We start from the raw sequence: 25,327 nt of genomic DNA on the forward strand, positions 1-25,327 counted from the left end.
ATAAGCGATTTATGCCATGCAAACTGCGCAACGCATAAAGACTAAAACGTTAAATTTTAAAGAAGCATCGAAATGGACGAACAGGATCAGCAGGCACTAAATGACATTGAAAAGCACGGGTGTCATGTACTTAATGTTATGGAAGGCGAAGGAGAGCCATCGTTTACATATTCGATTGGCATTAACAAAGTTCAAAATAAACCTGATGTTGTGATACTTGGTTTAAAAACAGAATTAGCACACTCAATGGTTAATAATTATAAAGATCGCCTTTTAAAGAGGGATAATTTTGAAACTGGAATATACTATTCTGACTTTCTAGGTGTTTTCAACGTTTGCTTTGTAAAGGTAGCTAAAAAGCACTTCGAAGAATATTTCGGTTGGGGACTTTGGCTCCATAATGGAGATGACTTTGAAATGCTTCAAATGGTATGGCCAACAACAGATGGTGTTTGGCCGTGGCACGAAGAGAAGTCAGATTTTTACAAATGGGCGCAGCCAGTCTTAAACGACGACGGAGTGCTAAGTGAAATTGAACAAGGCAATCTTGCGGACTCCGTAGGCTGTAAATTGCGGCGTTAGGCATATACAGGAAGTATTGTGTTAGATTCAAGAATTAATAAGCCGCTTATATTGGGCGCATTCTTTAGCGCAGTTGCCGCTTTAGCACATTTAGGTTGTATTATATTTGGTGGTGACTGGTATCGTTTCTTCGGTGCTGGTGAACAAATGGCTAAGATGGCAGAAGCCGGAGAACCTTATCCTACGGTTGTTACTTCCGTCATAGTTATCATTCTATCTATTTGGTCTATTTATGGTTTATCTGGTGCAAGAGTTATCGGTAAACTACCGCTTATTCGAACCGCTTTAGTGCTTATATCATCTATTTATCTGTTACGTGGTGTAGTATTCGTTGCATTAATGCCGATGTTTCCCGAAAACAGCATTACATTTTGGCTTGTAAGTTCAACGATATGCCTAAGTATAGGTGTGTTATATTCAGTTGGCACTTACCAAAGTTGGTCAAAGTTAAGTGTAAAATATGACTAACTAATAAGGATAGGCCGCGCTAAGCCGCGTCCTTATCCCAAGTGTTGAACAAGCCTGAACAGCTGGAGCGATTTTTTATTATGTAAATATCAGCTTGAGAAAACGCGCTGTTTGATGTGATAGTTATCGTGCTAATTTTCTGTAGTCAGCAAGTTCCATTAGCTCATTTGCTAATCATTTAACTCTTTTAATTTCAGTGCGTTAAATTTATCCTCCACGGTATTCAGTTAAACTATTATCCTTATTATTTTCAATGTTCAAAAAATAGGTGGCATCTTTTTCAATTGATAAAAGTAATCTTAGCTAACATTAAGTTGGGTGAAGCAGCCAAACACAGCCTCAAGTGGACAAATCAGAAAATAGGACGATGAAAGAGCAATGATAAAGATGAATTTGCTGAGAAAATCGCTCGCCAGCACTAGGTTCACTTATTAGCAGGGCGTTACACATAGACAATTTAACCTGAGACTCACGAATTAGAATTAATGTTCTAACTAATAGACAGTTAGCATTAGCTTGAAAATATTCAAGTTGAACTCTGGTTTTAAGATTGTTTGTTGAGTCAGGTTATAATCTCAGGGCGAGATCGCGAACGTTTTATGAACAAATTGAGTGTATTTATCAAACTACATTTATTCGGAATGTTGTCACTTCATGAATGATTGGAAGTGATTCTATATTGAAACCATTCATGGTGAGTAAAAAATGCACACTCATGCGGTTGCCCTGGTTATAATCTGCTAATGACGTTGAGATTTCTATATGATTTAGTGATGACAAGATGGTATCTGTTCATGGTTCAATGAAAAGCCAACATACTATCATTGGGTATAATTTATCCTCAATGATATGGGTGTGATGAACGACATTTTATCCATACAGGCTTCTTGGTTTTATGCGTTAACACGTTCTGTTGTGTTAGGTTTTAGTTTTGTGTATACGTACAAATATTAATAATATTAGGAAGATAAATGCGTACTTCAAAAATAATATACTTTGCCATTTTTATACTTGTCATGTTTTCTTCGTGTATTGCAGTTTGGATATATTATCTTAAAGAGGGCAAAGATTTACTGAGTTTTACAATGTCGACAGTTGGGTTCTGCATTGCACTATTAGCCCTTTTTATTGCTGTCAGGACATATACATCAATCGATAGTGTGAACAATATAAGTAAAATGGAAGGTAACATTCTTGATAATGAGCACTATGTCATTTCACTTCCAGAGTTAATTAATCAATTCAAGTCTAAAGATGAAAAAGCACTAGACAAAGCACTATTCGATTCCGTTGAATATAAGTTAAAAAAAGAGTCCGGTACGGCTGTTCTTTTTGCTGATACGTTGCAGTATATAATTGATCTCATTGTGTTATTTCCTGCTGTTTTTAATGCTTCTGATACAGACAAAAAACGCTATAAACAACGGATGGACAAGATATTAACAGAGGTAGATAGGCAACGTGACATACTGCATTCGGTAAGCAAGGGAAATTCAATTCAAATTACTGAATCAATAAAGTTATTTAAGGCTGTTGTTTCATACCAGAATTTTGTTGCTGATGGTAATTTTAATATCCATGCGGATCTTCTTCATGTTCGTGGCCCGATACTGCGAAATCCGGTCACAAAAACAATTTATCACAATTACCTTGGCTTATATTACAACAAAAAGGGCATGCACTTGCTCAGAGAGTCTTTAAATATGGGGAATATCGATATTATCTCAATTGAAGGTCTTAGTGTGGTCCACAAAGCAATTGGTACTATATCTCCGTCAATGATAGAAGATGTGACCATGTATTTAAAATCTGCATGTGACCAGTTTGATAGGGCTCTTAGTATTTCTAGTGAAGATGTTATGTGGCCAGGGTTCATTAATTATAACAAAGCCCGTACATTGTTCTTTTTGGCTTTGTTATCAAATACTGACATAAAATGGCTTGAAGTGATGGATGAAGCGATTGAGTTTCGCAGTAGATTAAACCGCCTAATTGACGAGATCCTAACGATAGACAGATCTAAAACGGCTAAAATAGAGAGTACACATTTAAGGCAATTTTTTCTCTATCAAGAAGAGTTGGCCCGTGTCGTCAAATTAAATTTAATATTTGCAGACAACGCCATAAAACAAAACACGCTACCCGCCCTGTATAAAGGGGTTAATTTAGCAGGTGTATCTAAGCAAACTGCTTCAGATTTATTTATGAAAATACAAAGCTTCTCTACGATTAAATCTTATCAAGAGGAAATTGTTAATCGACTTATAGAGTAATAAAACGCTTTGACCAGTAGCAGATTAATCAATCCGAATGTGTGTCTAGGTCTCAATCTCCTCGGTTATTAATTAACCAAAAGGCTACTGGTATTATTTAGGTCTTCGCAGATATAGTGATAAAAAATGCCAGTCAGTTAACCGACTGGCATTTTTGGGGTCGGATGCTTATTGCATCAAAACTGATTAGCGTACGGTTTTAAGCATTAAATGTTAATTCCTAACGCTTAACGCTTAACGCCTAAAGCCTTACTTCTAACTCCTTGTACGTAATCTGTAATCTGTAAAACTACCAAATACGCACGCGTTGATCTTCTGGTAAATACAGCTTGTCACCAGGTTTAACATCAAACGCTTTGTACCATGCATCGTGGTTACGTGGTGCTAGTGCACGGTAACGACCAGGGGCATGAGTGCCTGCACGTAATTGACTTAGCATACTTTGCTCAGTGCGTTTTTCTTTCCACACTTGTGCCCACGCCATAAAGAAGCGTTGATCGCCTGTGGTGCCGTCGATAATTGGCGCTTCTTTACCGTTAAGGCTTAACTTGTAAGCATGGTATGCCATAGACAATCCGCCCACATCGCCAATGTTTTCACCCAGGCTGTTACGGCCATTAACAAAGTTTTCTGGTAGCGGTTCATATAGGCTGTATTGTTGCGCCAACATATCGGCTTTGGCTTCAAAGGCGGCGCGATCTGCGTCTGTCCACCAATTGCGCTGAATACCATGCGCATCTGACTTAGAACCCTGATCATCAAATCCGTGGCCCATTTCGTGGCCAATAACTGCGCCAATACTGCCATAATTTACTGCTGGATCAGCATTTGGATCAAAGAACGGAGGTTGTAATATCGCTGCAGGGAATACAATTTCATTAAACGAACTGTTGTAATACGCATTCACAAACTGCGGGGTCATGCCCCAACGATTACGGTCTGTTTTCTTAAGCTCGTTTGCAACGCTATCATCCTGGAAAAACTGACGAAGCACTGCAATATTAGCCACTAAATCATCTTTCTTTAACGATAATCCTTCGTATGTTTGCCATACATCCGGGTAACCAATTTTAGGCGTAAATGCCGCAAGTTTAGCGTGTGCGTTGACTTTGGTTTCTTCGCCCATCCAATCTAAACCATCAATACGTTGGCCTAACGCTGTGCGAAGGTTTTCAACCAGTTCAGCCATTTGATGTTTAGATGACTCAGGGAAATAGCGTTTTACATAGACTTTACCAATCGCAAAGCCTAATGACTGGGTGCCAGACATTTGTTCAACAGCGCGTTTCCAGCGTGGACGTGGCTCTTCTTGACCATTTAATGTTTTACCAAAAAAAGCAAAGTTTTGGTTAAAGATGTCTTCAGACAATAACTCAGCGTTATTGGTGATGGTATGGAAGGTAAGGTAGTCTTTCCATACTGCAAGGTCGCTATTATTGACTAAACCAATCATGGCGTTAACCGGTTCTGGCTGTGAAATGTTTAACTGAGGGACTTGGTAGCCGGTTTGTTCAAAAAACAGATCCCAATTAAAGCCAGGGTATGTTTTGGCTAAATCGCTGCGGCTAATTTGGTTTAAGGTTAGGTCGCGGTCGCGGCGCTTTTCACGTGGCCATTGGCCTTCAGCAATTTGGGTTTCGAGCGCTAAAATGGCTTTTGCACGTTGTTCGCCATTTTCAATACCTGCATAGTTAAGCATGGTAGCAATGTGTTTTACATAAGCATCACGAATACTACTAAAACGCTCGCTGTCTTCTAAATAATATGAACGATCTGGTAATCCTAGGCCACCCGCACCTATGGTCATTTCATACTGGTCTGGATCTAAACGGTTAAACCACATGCCGCCGCCAATAGGTGATGAAGCACCAGTGAGCCAGGCCTGGCCAAATACCTTGGTTAAGTCATCAGTATTTTTGATGGCATTAATTTGATCTAACGTAGGTTGAATCGCGGTGATACCACGCTTATTAATGGTGTCTGTGTCCATGTAAGCATGATAAAAATCAGCAATTAGCTGTTCTTCGTCGGTTAAGTTTTCACGACTGGCGATGTCATCAATAATCGCTTTAACTTGATCTTCACTGCGCTCGGCTAAAACCGCAAAGGCGCCGTAACGGGTTTTATCTGCAGGCATTTCAAAATTGTCGTACCAAGTACCACTTGTATACATAAAGAAATCATCACCGGGTTTGATGGCTTCATTTCGTGCAGATAAATCAATACCAAAAGTACCTAACTCTGCTTTAGCTACAACAGGTTGTTCTGCTGGTGTACTCGCTTTTGCAGTAGGTGTGGGTTGTTCGCCGCCACAGGCTGTCAATAGCGCTGCTGTTAATGCGATAGAAATTAAGGACTTTTTCATTGTAATGGTATTTCCTTTTATATTTTTAATATGTTGTTTGCTGAACCATCATCTAAGAATGACAAAAAATGTCAACGGTGAAATTGTGAGTAAATATAAGCAAAACTTTATGAAAACAAGCTTAAAGGCGCAGTTAATGCAGGGATAATGCTGTATTTATGACAATACAGTGAAGATGAGCAGGTAAAATTTAATCAATAACATCGCGGTAATTCAGGTGTTAGCATCAATCCATATTGATATTATCAGACAAGAACGGACTGAATTTAGCCAGTTCAGCAGCATTATGTACTTCGAGTTTTTTGATGATTTTTGCTCTATGAACTTCAATGGTTCGCAATGAAACAAAAAGCGTATCAGCCATTTGTTTATTGGTTTTACCTGCAATAAGCAGTTGCAATACTTGATCTTCCCTTTCTGTTAACGTGCTGTAGCGCTGTTGTAGTTGTACCTTTTCATACTCGTGCCCGCTTACTAGCAAGGCTTTTTCTATTGCCTGCACCAGCTCTTTGCCTTTGACCGGTTTTTGAAAAAAATCGCATGCACCTTGTCTAAATGCATTAACGGCCATGGGCAGATCGCCATGACCAGTGAGAAATATTATCCCTATGGGGCTTTGAGCACTTACCAGTTTTTGTTGCAATTGCTGGCCAGTAATATCGGGCATATTACTGTCGACAATTAAACAAGCTGCAAGTGATATGTCTATCTTGTCTAAAAAGTCTTCGGCGCTGTCAAAGATGCGTAAGTCATACCCGTACTGCAATAACATAAATTGCATCGAATCGAGTATGGCTAAGTCGTCATCGACCATATAAACGCGTTGAATAGTAGGCATGTTTATCACAAGAGTAGACTGTTACTTTTATTGTAATCATTACTCACTATTGAGCAAATAGTTGCTTGAATTTTGTGCGACAGGCAACTTTATTGACTTAAATAGTCCTTTAAAATGCAGTTACCTGTTATCGATTAAGAGTGATGAGTCTTAAATGCGCCTAGCGTTAACGCTAATATTGATAATATTGACTTCGTTGATGGTGTTATCGAGTGTAGATGCCAAACCTACATTAAATCAAAAGCACACATTAACTGATAACGACACAGTGCATTATCGTGTGGCTGTGCTGGCAAATTATGGCGTGTCCAAAAGTAAAGTGCGATGGCAACCATTGATGGATTACCTTACCTCAACAGTGCCGTCAGCCAGTTTTGAAGTGGTACCGCTTGATTTTACCCAAATGAATCAGCAGCTAATGAATGGTCAGGTGCAATTTGTAGTCACTAATCCTGGTCATTATTTTAACATGAGTGATGATTATCCTATTTCGTGGCTAGCCACCATGAAAAGCGATAAACATGGCGGTAATACCTTTGCGATTGGTGCCACCATCATCGTTAGGAACGATAGTGACTTACATACACTAGCAGACTTGGCTGGCCACAGCGTTGTTGCAAGCGATCCTAATGCTCTTGGCGGCTATCAAGCGGCGATGGGCTTGATTCATTCGATGGATTATCCTACCGAACATTTTTTCACCAGTGTGTCTTTTGTTGGTTTTCCGCTAGAGCCGCTGATTTACCAGGTTAGAGATAACACGGCAGATATTGCGATAACGCCTTTTTGTACTTTTGAGCAAATGATTGCTGAAGGTTATATCAACGCTGAAAATTTTCGTGTGATTAACGATATCACCCCAGACGGTTACGATTGTGCGGTGAGTACACCGTTATATCCTAATTGGTCGTTTGCCTCATCTGATACGGTTCCGTTAACCGTCAGAACTGACATTACCCGCGCGTTATTTTCCATTAGTGAATCTGATCCTATTTCAGTCATCGGTCAAAATCGTGGCTGGGCAGCGCCAATAAGCCAATTTGAAGTGATCAAGCTATTTAAAGCGTTAAATCTACAAGCCAGTAAAGAGCCTCTTTATATACAGGTTTGGCATTGGATTAAGCTTAATCAACAGTGGGGCTTTGGTTTCATTGGTTTATTTATTATTGCCACAATTTACCATGTGTGGCTTGAATACCGTTTTATGAGAAAAAGTGAGAATTTACTTGCTACAGAGCGCCAGCTAAAAACCAAAGCATTGCAATTAGAACGTTTACAAAGCGCGGCGATTTTAGGTGAAATTGGAGCAGGTTTAGCCCATGAGCTTAATCAGCCCATTGCTGCGATTACCCAATACAGTGAAGGAGGTATGCTAGAGCAGGCTAAACATTATGGTGAAGACTCTGTGCAATACCAATTACTGGGTAAAATCTTGCGTCAATCAAATCGTGCCGGAGAAATTGTTCATCGGATAAGGAGTTTGCTGCAACGAAAAGACACTCAAAGTACTGATTTTGATGTGTGTGAACAAATTACCTTATGTTTAGAGCTATTAGCCCATGAGTTTTTAAATCACAACATTGTTGTAGAAAGCCAACTCAATTGCAGTGAGCTGATGCTAAAAGGCGATAAGGTTGGTTTTTGCCAGGTCGTGATAAACGTATTAAAAAATGCCATTGATGCACTTTCTGAAACACATCATTTGCAGCAGGGTTTAAAGAGAATTTTCATTGAGCTAAGCGTTATTAATGGCCATTTACAGTTAACCATATATGACAATGGCATTGGCCTTACGTGTTCAAACGAAGATTTTAAAACCACATTTTTCTCTACTAAAGAAAATGGTTTAGGGCTCGGCTTGGCCATTTGTAATGATGTTATTATGAAATTTGGTGGCCAAATCAGTTTAGCTAAATGTGAAAGTGACCACCGTGCGCCCTGGCAAACTGGTTGCCGGGTGTTAATCGATATTCCCGTTGATCTTCCTCCAGAATCCTATCTTAGCGACCCTAAATTCATTTAACGTTATGTTTTGAGAGCTTAAACCGTGATGGCTATCAAATGATGATGTGCAATGTGGTTTACCACAATACCCCAAGCATTATTAAGGGGTAACAATGTATTTAGCGATGGTGCTTAGTGTGATGGTTAATCACTAAGCCCGTTAAATCAAAGTTAACCTTAATAACGTTAAGCTTCGCCAAGGTGAAGGGGGCAATTATGATTCAGTTAAATCGGCGTCATTTTTTAAAAGGAGCGGGGGCCAGTGGTGCGACATGTGCGCTGGCTAGTTTTTTACCTGGCTCGCTAGCTGCAATAGAGAAACAACCTCTTAAAGGAATTGCTTCTGAAGTGGCCAGTATTTGCGAAATGTGCTCGACACGCTGTCCAATTAAGGCACGCATTGTCGATGGCAAAAATGTGTTTATTAGCGGTAATAAAGAAGCCAAATCTTTTGGCGGTAAAGTGTGTGCTCGAGGTGGAGCAGGCCACAGCTTGCTATACGATCCACAGCGAATTGTTAAACCGTTAAAACGTGCTGGTGAGCGTGGTGAAGGAAAATGGACTGAAATTAGCTGGGACGATGCTTATCAATTTATCGCCGAGAAACTCAACACCATTAAACAACAATACGGTGCAGAAACTGTCGCGTTTTCATCTAAATCTGGTTCGTTAGACGGTCATGTTTTTCACTTAGCTTCTGCATTTGGTACACCCAATACCTTCACACATGCTTCAACATGTCCTGGCGCTTATGAAATTGCCGCGAAAGCCATGTTCGGCACCAAAATGAAGCGCGACCTTGGTAACTCTGAATACATCATAAACTTTGGTCATAATATTTATGAAGGCATTAACATGTCTGAAACTAGAGGCATGATGCAAGCTCAGATAGATAAAGGGGCCAAGTTAGTGGTATTTGAACCACGTTTCTCTGTGGTAGCAGATAAAGCTGATGAATGGCACGCCATACGTCCAGGCACTGATGTGTCAGTGGCATTAGCATTATGCCATGTGCTGATTTATGACAATTTGTATGACAGTCAATTTGTTGAGCAATATGTTGTCGGGTTTGAAGAGTTTGCGGCAGAGGTAAAAAAATATACTCCTGAGTGGGCAGAATCGATTTCAGATGTGTCTGCGGTTGCCATTCGTCGTATCGCGCATGAATACGCTAGCCATGCACCACATGCGGTAGTTGATTTTGGCCATCGTGCGACTTTTACTCCAGAAGAATTTGATATGCGCCGCGCTATTTATGCTGCCAATATTTTGATTGGTAATATTGAGCGCAAAGGTGGCATATACATGGGCCAAAAAGCTCCGGGTTACAATAAGTTTGCCGGTGAAGCTGTCGCGCCTGAATTAGCTAAACCGGGTGTTGAAGGGATGCCTAAAATTTCTGCGATACGCATTGATCAAGTTGAAAAGCAATACAAACTCATGTGGTCTTCAGGTGGGGTGTATCAAACCATCATCGATGCAACATTAGAGGCTAAACCCTATCAACTCAAAGCCTGGGTAATGAGTCGTACTAACCCGATGCAAACGCTTACAGATAGAGCCAAAGTGGAGCAATCTCTTAAAGCACTAGAATTAGTGGTGTGTTGTGATTTGTACATTAGTGAAACCGCCGCCTATGCCGACATTATTTTACCTGAATCTACCTACCTTGAACGTGATGAAGAAATTTTTGATAAGTCTGGAAAAAACCCCGCCTATTATGTGCGTCAACGAGCGGTAGAAACCATAGGTGATACTCGCCCAAGCTGGCAAATCTTTAAAGAGCTAGGCCATGCCTTAGGACTTGATAAGTTTTACCCATGGGAGAACATTGAAACCTTACAACTCATGCAGTTCAATCGCGATCACAACCTATTAGCACACATCAAAAAAATGGGTTATGTCAGTTATGGCAAGCCGTTGATGTTACGTGAACCGAGTATGGTGGCAGAATTTGTTAACGCTTATCCTAATGCTCGACATGCTGATCATGACGGCAGCTACGCATCGGCAATGACATTTAAAACCCCAAGCGGAAAAATAGAGTTAACCTCAGCGCAAGTTGAAGACATGGCGCCAGGTAGAGGTGTGATTAAGCATCGACCTGTGCAACTTAAAAAAGCCGACGAATTGTATTTTATTCAAGGCAAAGTGGCCGTCCATACTAATGGTGCGACTCATAACATTCCTATGTTAGCCAACTTGATGTCTGACAATGCTATTTGGATCCATCCCATTACCGCAGGTCGTTTAAATATTCACAGTGGCGATGCCATTCAATTAACCAGCAGTGTCGGCAGTGAAGAAGGCACCGCGTTAGTCACGCCTGGAATTCGTCAAGACACCGTATTTGCCTACATGGGCTTTGGTTCTAAAAACAAAGAGTTGGTTCGTGCAACGGGTAAAGGCATTCATTGCGGCAATTTATTACCTAATGCAAGTGCGCCAGTTTGTGGCATGAACATACATACCACGGGTGTTAAGTTGGCAAAAATTTAGCCGTAACTAATTGATTTGGAGTCTCCTATGAATAAACGATATGTCATGGTGCATGACGAAAGCAAATGCATCGGCTGCCAAGCGTGTAATGTAGCCTGCCGTAGTGAAAATGATGTACCTGAAGGGGTAACCCGCCTGCAAGTACGAGTAGAAGGGCCATTTGGTGAAGCCCCTAATCTACATTTTAAATACCATCGAGTGTCGTGTCAGCAATGTGAAGATGCGCCCTGTGTCACTGTGTGCCCAACAGGTGCAGCTTACATAGATGAAAATGGCCTAGTGTCTATCCATAACGATAAGTGCATTGGTTGTATGTATTGTGTGGCGGCGTGTCCTTATAAAGTCCGCTTTATTAACCCAATAACCAAAGCGGCTGATAAGTGTAATTTCTGTAAAGACACCCGTTTAGCAAGAGGTGAGCAACCCGCTTGTGTGACTGTGTGTCCTACCGATGCATTGTATTTTGGCGATGCTAACGACAGTAACAGCGACGTGGCCAAGTTACTCAATACCAAAATAACCTATCAAGATAAAACCCATTTAGGCACCAAACCAAGGGTTTACCGTGTTCCGACTAAACGTGGAGGGATTCAATCATGAACAATATCTGGGGCGATATGGCGCAATACGATCCTGTGGTGTGGAACTGGATAATTGCGGTTTACTTATTTATGGCGGGGTTATCAGCTGGTAGCGTACTGATTGGTATTGGTTTGCGTTGGTATAGCAAAGATAAACAGATTGAAAGTGCGATATTAAAAGCCTCGGCCATTATTGGACCCGTGGCGATAACGCTAGGTTTAGCCTGTTTAGTATTTGATTTAACCAAACCCTTTCATTTTTGGTTGATTTTGATTAATTACAATTTTGATTCTGTTATGGCGATTGGTGTGGCTGCGTTACTGGCTTATTCACCTTTAGGCATTGCCTATTCAATGATTGTATTACGTGATGAGCTGCCTAAGTGGAAATTAGGCTTTTTAGTGCCAATAAGTCACATGCTAATGCCATTTAGAACAATGATTGAAATTCTATTGTTTGTATTGGCAGTGGGCGTGGGCGCTTATACTGGTTTCTTAATTTCAGCGATGAATGCGTATCCAATGTTAAATACGGCTATTTTACCAGCGTTGTTTTTAGCATCGGGTTTGTCTGCTGGTGCTGCAGGTAACTTAATTGTGGCGTTAACCTGCTTTAACTGCACTTCACATGACGATGATGTGAGCAAATTGCATGGCCTGGATTTACCGGTGATCATTACCGAAATGATGTTTTTGGTGATGTTATTTACCTCTCTGTATTTTACTGGCGGTGCTGCGGCACAAGCATTAGCATCGTTAACACAGGATATTTGGGCGAGTGTATTTTGGTATGGTGTGGTTGGTATTGGTTTTTGTATTCCAATCTTATCAATGTTTCTACCTTCAAAAGCTCGTCATACCAAGGCGATGATGTTAACCGTTGCGTGTTGCAGCTTAACCGGTGTGTTAGCGCTACGACATTTCATTATTTACGCGGGCCAAACTTATATTAGTTAACCTAAGCTTAAGGTATTAACCTCTTAAAATTATTGAACTCTAAATGCAAAGGCCTTATATCGCTATAAGGCCTTTTGTATGATGCGACTACCAACAATGATTACGCGTTTTGTACCACCGCTTTTTTAGCGGTGCCATCACCAGAACGTGCAGCATATACAAGTAGTACGCCTACCACTAACACTACCGATCCGCATAGTAAGAACATTAAACGGCCCGTTGGTTCGTTAGGGATTAACGCCATTATCAGTACGCCAAAACCTGCAACAGTAATGAGGTTACCGAGCATTGAACGCTGTTTAGTGTCTAGCGTTTGTTGATCTTCGCTGTCTGCAATGACCGGAGTGTTCCAGTTAATAAATAACTGATCTACTTCTTTTTCACGCTCAGGAGACAATCCTTTATAAAACAGCATGGTTAAGAAGAAGAATCCGCCCGTAAAGATAACGTGAGCGGCTAAGCTTAAGCCAATCTTTAAGTCAGACCATTCGCGATCGGTTAGTGGCGTCTCTAGGCCCAATAGCCCTTCGAATTGCCCTGCGGTCAGTGCAATACCAAAAACATAAGACACAAAGCCGCCGACAATTAAGGTTGTCCAACCAGACCAGTCAGGGGTTTTACGGATCCACATGCCCAGTAATACCGGTATTAACATCGGGAAGCCAATTAATGCACCGACGTTTAACACAATATCGAACAAGCTTAAGTGACTAAGAGAGTTAATAAACAAGCCAATCAAAATCATGATAATGCCCATGATGACTGTGGTAATTTTACTGACGGTGACCAACTCTTTTTGTGAAGCATGTTCACGTAATATCGGTGAGTAGAAGTTACAGACAAAGATACCCGCATTACGGTTAAGGCCAGAATCCATAGACGACATGGTTGCTGCAAACATGGCTGACATTAACAAGCCGACCATACCGGCTGGCATGACTTCTTGCACAAAAGCTAAATAGGCGGCATCACCTGCCTTGTCACCCATAAAGGCATATTGCAGGGCAAAGTCAGGCATAAACGCGCTGACATACCAAGGTGGTAAGAACCAAATTAATGGGCCAACTACCATTAAAATACAGGCGAGGGCAGCAGCTTTTTTAGCATTTTCACTGTCTTTAGCACATAAATAACGATAAGCATTAATGCTGTTGTTCATTACGCCAAATTGTTTAACAAAGATGAACACCACCCAGAGTACAAAGACGCTGACGTAATTTAAATCATTACCCAACATAAAGTTACCGTGGAACTTATCGATAATATTGCCGATCCCTCCACCATAAAAATAGGCTGCAATCGCACAGGTAATGGTTACGGCCATGATCACGATCATTTGCATAAAGTCTGATGCTACAACGGCCCATGAGCCACCAGTAACTGACATGACAACGAGCACTGCACCGGTAACTATAATGGTGGTTTCCATAGGGATATCGAACACCGCCGATACAAATATGGCTAAACCATTGAGCCAAATGCCGGCAGAAATTAATGAGTCCGGCATACCCGCCCATGTGAAAAACTGCTCAGAAGTCTTACCAAAACGTTGGCGAATGGCTTCAATTGCTGTCACTACTCTTAATTGTCTAAACTTTGGCGCAAAATACAGGTAATTCATTAAGTAGCCAAAAGCATTGGCTAAAAACAGAATAACCACTACAAAACCGTCTGAAAAAGCCCGACCCGCAGCACCGGTAAAAGTCCATGCACTAAATTGTGTCATAAAGGCGGTGGCCCCAACCATCCACCACAACATTTTTCCGCCGCCCCTAAAGTAATCGCTGGTGGAGGTGGTAAATTTTCTAAACATCCACCCAATAGCGATTAAAAAGAAAAAATAGGCAAGTACGACAAGCATATCAATAGTCATGATTTAGCCTCGATAATAATAACTCTATGTTTGTGTTAACAATGTTAACCGCGAAAAAATGGCCATACATCTGATGGCCATAAGATTTTTATTCTGATTTATTGATGTGTGCTACTGCTACGCGTACCAAACGACCAATTTCGTCCCATTGACCAGCGTCAATAAGATTGGTTGGCACCATCCAGGTACCACCACAGGCAAGCACTGCTGGTATATCAAGATATGAATCGATATTGGCTAAGTTTACACCACCTGTTGGCATAAACTTCACGGGATAAACGGCGGTTAATGCTTTAAGCATGTTGACGCCACCAGAGGGCTCAGCAGGGAAAAATTTAAGCGTTCTTAAGCCCATTTCCATGGCTTGCTCAACAAGGCTTGGGTTGTTAACGCCGGGAACAATGGGCATACCTTTATCAAGACAATGCTGAACAACACGAGGATTAAAGCCTGGGCTCACGATAAAGTCGACACCGGCTGCAATAGCCTGGTCTGCTTGTTCTGTGGTTAAAATAGTACCCGCACCAATAAACATAAACGGAAAGGCTTCACGCATGGCTTTAATGGCATCTGCTGCGCATTCTGTTCTAAACGTGACTTCAGCACTTGGCATGCCATTGTCAATCAATGCTCTGGCTAACGGGACTGCGTCAGCAGTGTTATTAATGGCAATCACAGGGATTAGTTTATGTTTTGCTAATAAGTCGTTCATTAAAATCATGGTCTTCTCGAGTCAATTATAATTGGATTTCTGGCATGGCTACCATAGGGATAATGGCACCGGGATATTGAATGACGGTACTGGCCATCATGTGGCCGGCTGATGCAGACTCTGCCGCACTGCCACCGTGTAAACGTTTAGCTAAAAAGCCAGCATTAAAGGAGTCGCCCGCCGCAGTGGTGTCAATAATGTTTGAAACTGGCGTGGCGGCAACGTACTGGGTGTCATTGTTATCAATCACGATGCAAGCTTCTGCACCTCGTTTAATAATCAGTTCTTTTACGCCAGTAGCTTGTGTGCGTGTAATGCATTGTTGTACATCAGTATCACCGTACAATTGCATTTCGTCGTCAAAGGTGAGTATGGCTATGTCTGTTAGCGCTAATGCTTTGGCATACTCATCCATTGTTTGCTGCGGGCTTGCCCATAATCTTGGGCGATAATTGTTATCGAAAATGATTTTACCGCCGCGGCGCTTAAACTCACTGAGTAATGAAAATAATGCGGTTCTACCTGACTCGGTTAATATCGCCAGAGTAATGCCAGTAATTAGTAGGTAATCGTAACTGAGGAGGTGCTCTATAAGCTCGGCAGATTGCGGTTGGTCAAACACGTATTTTGCTGCAGAGTCATTACGCCAATAATGAAAACTGCGCTCACCGGTGCTGTCGGTTTCGATGTAGTACAAGCCAGGCATTTTATGGTCTAGCTGTAATACCAAACTGGTATCGATTCCTTCTGCTTGCCATGCCGTTAACATTTGCTCACTGAAAGGGTCACGACCTAGCGCTGTAACATAGCTTGTGGTGATGTTGGTATTATGAGTTAACCGGGATAAATATAACGCTGTGTTTAAGGTATCGCCGCCAAACGATTGCTTAAGCCCGCTCATCTTTTTTTGTAGCTCAACCATACATTCGCCAATAATTGCTATTTTCAATGGTTTCATGCTGTTACCTTATAATTGTTCTGGTATTACTTTAAAAAGTCTTCACGAGCAGGAGAGAACATGTCCAGTAAGATACTGTCTTGTTCTAATGCTACTGCGCCGTGCATAAGATGTTTGCGTGCAATGTAGGCGTCACCGGCTTTAAGCACTTGTTTTTGGCCATCAACTTCTGCTTCAAAACTGCCGCTAATCACATAGCCTATTTGATCATGGATTTCATGTGAGTGAGGATAACCAATCGCGCCTTTATCAAAGTTCAGATGTACGGCCATTAGTTCGTCAGTGTAACCGACGATTTTACGCTTGATGCCATCGCCTAACTCTTCCCATGGATGGTCATCAGCTTTAAAAAAAGGATTCATGTTACTTCTCCAACTGCTTTTTATGTGGTCTTCATTATACAAATAATAAACATTAAATACATATTGTAATACAATAAGATCTTACCAATGTGATCTGAATCGGTAATATATAAATAAAACCATTTAAATACATCGACTTGCACTGGTAATTATTTTTAAAAAAGTTCATGCTAATTAAAATAATTGCCTATTTTAAGCATTAATGTGACAAAAATCATTGTTAACAAGTAAAATTGTATGACAATATTGTCATACAGATTTTGTATTCACTGCAGATTAGATATTAGCCATAAGGTAAACACTATGACCACAACATCGCCCATTTTACTTACGCAGCCAGAAATTGCTGATTTACGTAAAGAGTTTGGACGCACAAGTTTGATGGGTAAAACAATCGATTCCCATATAAATGAACTGCAAGATTTTATGCGTTTACCCATAGATGTTCCTGGGCACGGCGAAGCCGGTGGATATGAGCATAATCGTCATAAGCAAAACTACACTTATATGAATTTAGCAGGGCGGTTGTTCTTAATTACTGAGCAGCAACAATATGCAGACTTTGTCATTGCCCTGTTAGAAGAGTACGCAGATAAATATTTAACTTTCGATTTTCATGTCCAAAAAAACACGAATCCCACAGGACGTTTATTTCATCAAATTTTGAATGAACATTGCTGGTTACTCTATACCAGTCTGGCTTATTCATGTGTGGCCGAGGTGATGACTGACGCACAGCAACAACGCATTAAAAACCGTATTTTCGAGCCAATGTTAGACATGTTTACGGTTAAATATGCGCATGACTTTGACCGTATCCATAATCACGGTATTTGGGCGGTTGCTGCGGTAGGCATTTGTGGTTTAGCTATCGGTAAACGTGAATATTTAGACATGGCCGTTTACGGCATCGAGCACAATGATAGTGGTGGTTTTCTTGCTCAAATTTCGCAATTATTTGCGCCATCTGGTTATTACATGGAAGGGCCTTATTACCATCGTTATGCCATCCGCCCAACCTGTTTATTTGCTGAAGTATTGCACCGCCATATGCCTGAAGTCGATATTTACAACTACAAAGACAAAGTGATTGGTAATACGGTCAATGCGTTATTGTCAACTGCGTACCCTAATGGCCAATTCCCAGCATTAAATGATGCGTCACGGACCATGTCGATTACCGATATGGGCGTACAGGTAGCGGTCAGTGTATATAGCAAACATTATGGTGTTGACGATAACTTATTAGGTATGGCTAAAATTCAAGATCGAGTTTGGATGCATTCATGTGGATTAGTCTTGTCGCGTGCACTTGAACAAGCAGAGCAAAAGGCCAGTGTTGGTATGCCATTTTGGCCAAGTGTAGAATTAAATGAAGGCCCTGATGGTACCCATGGCGCTCAAGGTTTTATCCGCATGCAGGATAAAAAAGGCGATGTGTCGCAACTGGTGATGAATTACGGCCAGCATGGTATGGGTCATGGAAACTTTGACACCTTAGGGATCAGTTTCTTCAACCGTGGTCAGGAAGTATTGCGTGAATATGGTTTTGCCCGTTGGGTTAATGTAGAGCCTAAATTTGGCGGTCGTTACCTTGATGAAAATAAATCTTATGCACGGCAAACGATCGCCCATAATGCCGTTACCGTAGATGAAAAGTGCCAAAACAACTTTGACGTCACCCGTGCAGACAGTGTACACGGCATGCCGCACTTTTTTAGTGTCGACAGTGATGTCATTAGCGGCATGAGTGCTTTTGCTAATCAACATTATGATGGTTTATCGATGCAGCGTAGCGTGTTTATGTTGGCGTTAGATGAGCTTGAATCGCCACTGTTAATCGATTTATACCGTTTAGCGGGCGAGGATGAGCATCAATATGACTATTCACATCAGTATGAAGGGCAAATTATTCGCACCAATTTTGATTATCAAAGCCATCAAGAAGTGTCGACGTTAGGCGCTGACAATGGTTACCAACATTTGTGGAATATCGCCGGCGGTAAAACGAGTGATACCGCTTTAGTGAGCTGGTTACAGAACAATACTTACTACACCTGGCTTGGCACAAGCAGCAATGACTCTAGTGAGGTATTTTTTACACGCACAGGCGCTAATGACCCAAGCTTTAACTTGCGCAGTGAACCTGCTTTTATATACCGAACACACGGCAAAACCAGTTTGTTAGCATCAGTATTAGAAACTCACGGTTATTTTAATGAAGAGTTTGAGCAGTCGGTAAATGCTCGCGGTAAAGTGACTTCCATCAAGGTATTAGGTCACGATGATGTCGGTTCGGTGGTACAAATATTTACGTCTAATTCGCTTATTGTCCTAATGGTTTGTAACCAATTAACTACAGCGACAAGTCAACACAGAGTGACTTTTAATCAAATAAACTATCAATGGACTGGCCATTACGCTGTCGATATTACTGCCATTAAGCAGGAGAAATAAACATGAGTTACCAACCTTTACTATTAAATTTTGATGAAGCCGCGCAGCTAAGACAGTCGCTCAATACAAAGACACTATTAGGTAAAGCGTTAACCCGTGACATCGCTCAGACTGACGAATACATGACATCTGTTGGTATTGAAGTACCAGGCCACGGTGAAGGTGGGGGTTATGAGCATAATCGCCACAAGCAAAATTACATACATATGGATTTGGCTGGACGGTTATTTTTAATCACTCAAGATGATAAATACCGTAATTACATTGTGGATATGTTAAGCGCTTATGCCACTGTGTACCCAACATTGGAAAGTAATGTTAGCCGTGACAGTAATCCACCGGGTAAGTTGTTTCACCAAACATTAAATGAAAACATGTGGATGCTCTATGCCTCATGCGCGTATAGCTGTATTTATCACACCTTAGATGAATCACAAAAACGCCATATTGAAGACAACCTGCTTAAGCAAATGATTGATATGTTTGTGGTCACCTATGCCCATGACTTTGATATTATTCATAACCATGGTTTGTGGGCCGTGGCTGCTGTGGGTATTTGTGGTTATGCGATAAACGATCAAGCATCAGTGGATAAAGCACTGTATGGCCTTAAATTAGACAAAGTCAGTGGCGGATTTTTAGCGCAGCTAGATCAATTGTTTTCGCCAGACGGTTATTACATGGAAGGGCCGTACTATCACCGTTTCTCGCTACGTCCAATTTATCTATTTGCCGAAGCCATTGAGCGCCGCCAACCTGAAATCGGCATTTATCAATTTAACGATTCAGTGATTAAAACCACCTCATATGCCGTAATGTCGACCGCGTTTCCTGACGGCACATTGCCTGCGCTTAATGATTCATCTAAAACCATCAGTATTAATGATGAAGGTGTGATCATGGCCACCAGTGTGTGTTATCACCGCTATGAGCAAAACGATACCTTACTTAGCATGGCAAACCATCAACAAGATGTGTGGGTGCATATATCCGGATTAACCTTGTCTAACGCGGTTAATGATACCAAAGACATTAAACCCTTTAGCTGGGGAAGCTTGTTTGTAACCGATGGCCCAGAAGGCGAAAAAGGCGGCGTGGGCATTTTGCGTCATCGCGATGCTAAAAATGACGATACCATGGCACTGATATGGTTTGGTCAACATGGTAGCGATCATCAATACCATTCTGCGCTCGACCATGGCCATTACGACGGCCTGCATTTAAGTGTGTTTAACCGTGGCCAAGAAGTATTACACGACTATGGCTTTGGCCGTTGGGTCAACGTTGAACCTAAATTTGGTGGCCGTTACATTCCTGAAAACAAGTCGTATTGTAAGCAAACCGTGGCTCACAATACGGTTACTGTTGACCAAAAGACCCAAAATAACTTTGATACCGCCCGAGCTGAATCTAAGTTTGGTCAAAAGCATTTTTTCAAGGCTGATGACTCAAGCTTACAAGGTATGAGCGGCCGTATATCCGGTTATTACGATGGCACCGACATGCAGCGCAGCATTATTATTGCTGAGCTCGCTGAATTTGAAAAACCATTAGTGATTGATGTTTACCGTATTACGGCAGATAAACCACATCAATACGATTTACCTGTGCATTATTCTGGGCAAATAATCCGGACTGATTTTGACTATCAAACTGAGTCAACGATAAAACCACTGGGCGCTGACAACGGTTACCAACATTTATGGAATGTTGGTTCAGGTAATGTCAGCGGTAGCAGCTTACTTAGTTGGCTACACGGCAATAGCTATTACAGTTTAGTGTCGAGCGCGACACCAGACAGCAAAGTGATATTTGCACGTACTGGGGCAAACGATCCTGACTTTAACTTACGCAGTGAACCGGCGTTTATTTTACGTCAATCTGGACAAAATCATGTGTTTGCCTCTGTGTTAGAAACTCACGGATACTTTAATGAATCGATTGAAGCTTCAGTGGGTGCACGCGGTTTAGTCAGTAAGGTTGAAGTGGTTGGCCATAATGACAGCGCCACCGTGATTAACATCAGCACTACGAGTGGTAACGGTTACACCATCGCGATTTCAAACCTCAGTGGTGATGCCCTAGAAGGCCAGCATACTGTTGAGTTTAATGGTCAAACTTACCAATGGCAGGGCGCTTTTGCCATAGTTTAAAGCCAAATGTTGTGTTAGCTTACAAAAAGGTTGAACATCATGTTTAACCTTTTTTGTTTGCGTTAACGATATATGTACGGTTTTATGCATTTAAAAAGTTGAAAACAATTAAACAAAGAGCAGCGAATATGGCCACACAACAACAGATCCAGCATTTCTTTGATACTGAATTTACCGACTCAAATATAGTCATAGAGAGTATCGGACAGCGACAGTCTACCATTCGTAGAATCGTGACTGAGCGAGACCTTAGACCCGGTGGAACTGTATCTGGCCCATTTATGATGGCGCTTATTGATGCTTCACTTTACGCCACTATTTTCAGCGAACTTGGGTTAGTGGTATCTGCGGTTACCACTAATTTAAATATCAACTTTCTAAACAAGCCATCGAGTGAACTCGATGTCATCGCGGTTTGCACTTTAATTAAACTCGGTACTAAGCACGTGGTTGGCGAAGTGACTTTGTATTCAGATGGCAAACGAGAGCCTATTGCCCATGCTGTTGGTACGTATTCGATACCAAAGATGTAAACGGTATTTTAAATTGAGCTTGATGTTATCTCGTTCAGTTTATTAAGCGTAAAAGGATTTTGAAAATGAATGATATTCAGTTGTTTATATCAAAGATAGACAATAAAGCCCGCCAGCAAGATGCGCATAGCATGTTATCACTACTTGAAAGTGCATCGGGTTATCAGCCCTATTTAATGGGCCGTATTATTGGGTTTGGCCACTAGCATTATCATTATGAGAGTGGTCGTGAAGGTGACTCTGCGGTGATTGCTTTCTCGCCGCGAAAACAAAATACAGTCGTTTATATCATGCCAGGGTTTGATGAATATCAAGATTTACTTGCTAATCTTGGCAAACACAAATTGGGTAAATCGTGTCTGTACATCAATAAGCTGTCAGATGTAAATCAGAGTGTACTAAAAGAAATTGCTGAGCTATCGGTAAAACACATGCAACAACAGTATCAATGTACAGCGAGCTGAAGTCTTAATAGTTAAAAAACGGGATAGGAGATCCTCATGGTTAATAACGGCGATATAGAAATGCTTGCTCAATTTGAACTGGTCATTACCCATGAGTTTACCGCTGATAATTTAGCCGATGCAGGTGGCGATAGGGTGTTGATGCAACATCATTTTGAACAAGAAACTCAAATGGCATTTGCTGAGTGGGACATCGACATTCAGCTCGATAAAGATATTAAGCATACTAGTGCACAACACCACAGCTTTTTAGGCCGTTTACAGCGCGTCGTTGAATTACAAGCAGTTGAATCACCAAGCGATGATTTAATCACTAATGATTTGATGCTTAATCAGATGAAGTCAGATTTGGAACAATGTTGCGATATGATCCCCTATGAGACAACGCTAGTGTCGTTCCGGGTCTTGTAAATTATCGTTGTTTTTATTGCGTTGAACAATCGCCACAAAAGAGCGGATTATTCACAATGCTTGACTCTTAAAATAAACAATTTATTTCGCTCGTGCCACCTGCTGAACATAATTTTACATGGGTTACGTTTAGCCAATACCTGCTTTTTGTGCAAAGCCCACGTTATGGTCATTGTTACTGACTCATTTTATACAGCTGCCCAAAGCGCATTTTATGATTTGGTTGCAGCTTTTTTTGCTGTGCTAAAAACAACTCAGCGGTCGATACCGCGTCAGCTAATGCATTGTGGCTATTATACTCTGGTAAATTATAGCGCTCACGAGTACTGGCAAGTGTGAGATCGATATCAGGATTGTTTACCGACATTGCCATGTTTTTTTCGATGCTTAAGGTGTCAATCCACAACAAAGGTAGTGCCGTTAACTGAAAATTACGTTGCATATATTTTTGTAGGAACTGCGCTTCGACTATGCACCCGTGGGCAACAAGAATTTTGCCTTTTGATGCATTAAACAAAGCCTTAATGGCATCGTGAATCGATTCTCCCTCATCAAGCATTTGCGGGGTAATGTGATTAATGACTGCGGTCATCGGTTTAATTTGTGACTTTGAATTGATGTAGTGATGTTTGCATGATGCCAAATCAATGTATGAGTGATTAATCTCGACCCAGCCAATCGATAAGATTAAGTCATTATTCACATCCAGGCCTGTGGTTTCAAAATCGAGTGCTAAGTAATCAAACGAGTCGGCGGTATCGGTAAGTGTTGGTACGGTTTCGAGTAAATTTACATTGATAAAGTCAGGGACGTTTTCATGGTTTAAAAATTGTTGACGCTCACGCATTATGCGCATCAAAGGATGAAAGTAATGAAGAAATAATTTCATTAACGGCTCCCAAACCTGACTTTTGCCGCTTCTTGCAAGTCGGCGATAATTCTAAAGGCATCTTTTAAATGTTTTCGCTCAAAGCTGCCGAAATGATCTGGATTGATATTGTTATTAGGCTCTTCGCCTTGTTTTAATGCCACTAATTGATGATTAAACCTAAACGATAAAATGAATTTATACGCGCCAATGATATTTTTAAACGAATCATCACTGAGCATGCCTTTTTCGTTAGCGGCTTTAAAACGCTCATCGGTTGCAGAAAGATCGCACTCAACTGCAAGCCCATAGATGCGGGCGAGATCGATAATCAAGTTAATGGCGTATTTTTTAACGTCGAGTGTTTTCTTGTTTTCACCGGACTTTTCCAATACCAGTTTATTAAAAATCCCTAATGGTGGGTTGGTATTGACGGCATCTTTTACCAATGAGCTTAAAAATTCGCGGTTATTTTTAATGTTGTTGTGTAGCTCATGACGCAGTTCGGTTTCGTAATCTGCATTGCCATAGATGGTGCGGATTTCGAGAAAGACGCTGATATTAAGTAGGCATTCATATTCTGGGTTAGCGACCCATTTTTTATAATATGCTTTCCAGATAGACAAAGATTGGCACCATTTAGGGGTCGATGCCATATAGTTGCCTGAGCACAGTGAGTAATGACAACTGGCTAAGCCATGAGTGACTAAATTAGCCAAATGTTTAAAGTAAATTTTGTCGTTGTCGGTAGCGTTGTCCGCTAACACGATTGCGTTGTCTTGATCTGACAACATGTGCACTTCATTTCGGGCATGGGAGCCAGCCACTATCCATGAGAATTCACAAGGTGGTGGGCCTAATTTGTCGATAGCAATTTGAATTAACCGCCGATTATAAGCGTCCATAATCATGGTCATTACTTTACCAATGGTTTCAGGAGCAACTTTTCCTTCTACCAGGGCTTCAAATATTGCCTGGCGTTCAGGTGTAAAGCTGGCTAATACCGTGGTGCTTCCGGCATATTTAATTTTATCAATTAAGAATATTGCCTGCATACGGTGATTTTGTACCAGGTGGCTAGTAGTTAATAAGCCAATGACTTTGTTGTTTTTTACAACCGGAAGGTTGCGAATATTATACTGCATCATTAATGATGCAGCATGCAGCACTAAATCGTCGGGTTTGATGATGTGGGGTGATAATGTCATCACATCTTCGATGGGGCGGTCAACCGATACACCATCGGCAATCACTCGTTTAGTCATATCTCGATCGGTAATTAAGCCGACAATCTGACTGTCTTTATAAATCACTGCACAGGATGTCCGCAGTACGTTACGCATTTCATGGGCGACTTTTTTAATGCTCATGTCTGCAGTGACAATAGCAATGCGTCCGGTGGCAATATCACCGACCCGGCGCAAAAACAAGCCTTTCTCTTTGTTTGACCACACCACATCTAAAGCTGACTTTAATCTCACCTGTGCTTGTGAGGCAAAATGTTCTGCGACATGTGGAGAATGTTTGAATAAGGTTTGCAGTGCAGAATGAGGAATTAAGTAGAGTAGGGTATTTTCAATTGCGGTAGCGTAATAGCCTTCGTTATCGTTAACATCCGAATTTAAAAAAGTGAAACCAAAAAGATCTTCTGGCCCAAGCCTCGCACGCAATACTCCATCAGTTTTACGCTGTTCCATAGAACCGGTACGGACAATATACAATGACTTTTCTTTGTCTACTTCATCAAGGTCAACTTTTTCGCCTTTGCCCAAGTAGCAAATTTTAACATGAGCGCATAATTCTCTTAATTCGGCTTTATCTATTTTGTCGAAAGGATCGATCTGGCTGATAAAAAGCATAATATTAGGCAATAAAGATTGCGGCATGATAAAACCTCTAGCGTTTTATTAAATAAATCTACATACCATCGCCATGTCTTGATATGAGAGTCAGTAAATACGACAGTTTG

Annotated in this window: 20 protein-coding genes and 1 pseudogene; 13 read left to right on the top strand and 8 right to left on the bottom strand. The window is 41.2% G+C overall.

Features of this window, described 5'->3' with window-relative positions; all coding sequences use genetic code 11:
- The first annotated feature begins 72 nt into the window (after nt 1-72).
- The 3 genes from GQA99_RS14475 (at nt 73) to GQA99_RS14485 (ending at nt 3,323) form a co-directional block, all read left to right on the top strand.
- Nucleotides 73-582: a DUF4262 domain-containing protein gene (locus GQA99_RS14475; RefSeq protein ID WP_160054797.1), complete on the top strand. Its 510-nt coding sequence runs from the start codon at nt 73-75 to the stop codon at nt 580-582.
- A gap of 18 nt (nt 583-600) precedes the next feature.
- Nucleotides 601-1,050, top strand: coding sequence for a hypothetical protein (locus tag GQA99_RS14480; protein WP_160054799.1), 450 nt, complete (start codon nt 601-603; stop codon nt 1,048-1,050).
- A gap of 971 nt (nt 1,051-2,021) precedes the next feature.
- On the top strand, nt 2,022-3,323 hold the full coding sequence (locus tag GQA99_RS14485) for a hypothetical protein (protein ID WP_160054801.1): 1,302 nt from the start codon (nt 2,022-2,024) through the stop codon (nt 3,321-3,323).
- A gap of 289 nt (nt 3,324-3,612) precedes the next feature.
- Here the strand turns inward: GQA99_RS14485 and GQA99_RS14490 are convergent, their stop codons facing one another.
- Entirely contained in the window at nt 3,613-5,688 is a 2,076-nt protein-coding gene (locus GQA99_RS14490) for a M13 family metallopeptidase (protein WP_160054803.1), read from the bottom strand.
- Between the two features lie 226 nt (nt 5,689-5,914).
- Nucleotides 5,915-6,526, bottom strand: a complete 612-nt coding sequence (locus GQA99_RS14495) for a response regulator transcription factor (RefSeq protein ID WP_160054805.1) — start codon at nt 6,524-6,526, stop codon at nt 5,915-5,917.
- A gap of 154 nt (nt 6,527-6,680) precedes the next feature.
- Here GQA99_RS14495 and GQA99_RS14500 point away from each other — a divergent pair, with 154 nt between their 5' ends.
- The 4 genes from GQA99_RS14500 (at nt 6,681) to nrfD (ending at nt 12,567) form a co-directional block, all read left to right on the top strand.
- On the top strand, nt 6,681-8,549 hold the full coding sequence (locus GQA99_RS14500) for a sensor histidine kinase (protein ID WP_160054807.1): 1,869 nt from the start codon (nt 6,681-6,683) through the stop codon (nt 8,547-8,549).
- A 197-nt stretch (nt 8,550-8,746) separates the two neighbouring features.
- On the top strand, nt 8,747-11,029 hold the full coding sequence (gene phsA, locus GQA99_RS14505; RefSeq protein ID WP_160054809.1) for a thiosulfate reductase PhsA: 2,283 nt from the start codon (nt 8,747-8,749) through the stop codon (nt 11,027-11,029).
- 27 nt (nt 11,030-11,056) lie between these two features.
- Nucleotides 11,057-11,629: a 4Fe-4S dicluster domain-containing protein gene (locus GQA99_RS14510; RefSeq protein ID WP_160054811.1), complete on the top strand. Its 573-nt coding sequence runs from the start codon at nt 11,057-11,059 to the stop codon at nt 11,627-11,629.
- Nucleotides 11,626-12,567, top strand: coding sequence for an NrfD/PsrC family molybdoenzyme membrane anchor subunit (gene nrfD, locus GQA99_RS14515; protein ID WP_160054813.1), 942 nt, complete (start codon nt 11,626-11,628; stop codon nt 12,565-12,567). Before GQA99_RS14510 ends, nrfD begins: the two co-directional genes overlap by 4 nt.
- A 100-nt stretch (nt 12,568-12,667) precedes the next feature.
- Here the strand turns inward: nrfD and GQA99_RS14520 are convergent, their stop codons facing one another.
- From GQA99_RS14520 to GQA99_RS14535, 4 genes are all read right to left on the bottom strand, one after another.
- The gene (locus GQA99_RS14520; protein ID WP_160054815.1) at nt 12,668-14,440 is read right to left on the bottom strand and encodes a sodium:solute symporter family transporter; all 1,773 of its coding nucleotides are present in this window, start codon (nt 14,438-14,440) and stop codon (nt 12,668-12,670) included.
- 88 nt (nt 14,441-14,528) lie between these two features.
- Nucleotides 14,529-15,161: a bifunctional 4-hydroxy-2-oxoglutarate aldolase/2-dehydro-3-deoxy-phosphogluconate aldolase gene (locus GQA99_RS14525; RefSeq protein WP_160054817.1), complete on the bottom strand. Its 633-nt coding sequence runs from the start codon at nt 15,159-15,161 to the stop codon at nt 14,529-14,531.
- A gap of 16 nt (nt 15,162-15,177) precedes the next feature.
- Nucleotides 15,178-16,110: a 2-dehydro-3-deoxygluconokinase gene (gene kdgK / locus GQA99_RS14530; protein WP_160054819.1), complete on the bottom strand. Its 933-nt coding sequence runs from the start codon at nt 16,108-16,110 to the stop codon at nt 15,178-15,180.
- A 26-nt stretch (nt 16,111-16,136) separates the two neighbouring features.
- Complete coding sequence (locus GQA99_RS14535) at nt 16,137-16,472, bottom strand: cupin domain-containing protein (protein ID WP_160054821.1); 336 nt, start codon at nt 16,470-16,472, stop codon at nt 16,137-16,139.
- A 303-nt stretch (nt 16,473-16,775) separates the two neighbouring features.
- Here GQA99_RS14535 and GQA99_RS14540 point away from each other — a divergent pair, with 303 nt between their 5' ends.
- The 6 genes and pseudogenes from GQA99_RS14540 to GQA99_RS14560 all read left to right on the top strand — a co-directional run bounded on the left by GQA99_RS14540 (nt 16,776) and on the right by GQA99_RS14560 (nt 22,490).
- Nucleotides 16,776-18,929, top strand: coding sequence for a heparinase II/III domain-containing protein (locus GQA99_RS14540; RefSeq protein ID WP_160054823.1), 2,154 nt, complete (start codon nt 16,776-16,778; stop codon nt 18,927-18,929).
- 2 nt (nt 18,930-18,931) lie between these two features.
- The gene (locus GQA99_RS14545) at nt 18,932-21,082 is read left to right on the top strand and encodes a heparinase II/III domain-containing protein (protein ID WP_160054825.1); all 2,151 of its coding nucleotides are present in this window, start codon (nt 18,932-18,934) and stop codon (nt 21,080-21,082) included.
- A gap of 128 nt (nt 21,083-21,210) precedes the next feature.
- Nucleotides 21,211-21,615, top strand: a complete 405-nt coding sequence (locus tag GQA99_RS14550; protein ID WP_160054826.1) for a PaaI family thioesterase — start codon at nt 21,211-21,213, stop codon at nt 21,613-21,615.
- Nucleotides 21,616-21,680: 65 nt separating this feature from the next.
- On the top strand, nt 21,681-21,821 hold the full coding sequence (locus GQA99_RS20670) for a hypothetical protein (RefSeq protein ID WP_206194580.1): 141 nt from the start codon (nt 21,681-21,683) through the stop codon (nt 21,819-21,821).
- A gap of 15 nt (nt 21,822-21,836) precedes the next feature.
- Nucleotides 21,837-22,079 (top strand): annotated as a pseudogene (locus GQA99_RS20955) (DUF1801 domain-containing protein); the annotation flags it as partial.
- 36 nt (nt 22,080-22,115) lie between these two features.
- Complete coding sequence (locus GQA99_RS14560) at nt 22,116-22,490, top strand: hypothetical protein (RefSeq protein WP_160054827.1); 375 nt, start codon at nt 22,116-22,118, stop codon at nt 22,488-22,490.
- Between the two features lie 175 nt (nt 22,491-22,665).
- On the opposite strand, the gene GQA99_RS14565 is transcribed toward GQA99_RS14560, so the two are convergent.
- Nucleotides 22,666-23,379, bottom strand: a complete 714-nt coding sequence (locus tag GQA99_RS14565) for a 3'-5' exonuclease (protein ID WP_160054828.1) — start codon at nt 23,377-23,379, stop codon at nt 22,666-22,668.
- Nucleotides 23,379-25,244, bottom strand: a complete 1,866-nt coding sequence (locus GQA99_RS14570) for a DUF294 nucleotidyltransferase-like domain-containing protein (RefSeq protein ID WP_160054829.1) — start codon at nt 25,242-25,244, stop codon at nt 23,379-23,381. The genes GQA99_RS14565 and GQA99_RS14570 overlap by 1 nt, the downstream gene beginning before the upstream one ends.
- Nucleotides 25,245-25,327: the final 83 nt, after the last annotated feature.

It is taken from the genome of Shewanella litoralis (genome assembly GCF_009828585.1).
Classification (GTDB): Bacteria; Pseudomonadota; Gammaproteobacteria; order Enterobacterales; family Shewanellaceae; genus Shewanella; species Shewanella litoralis.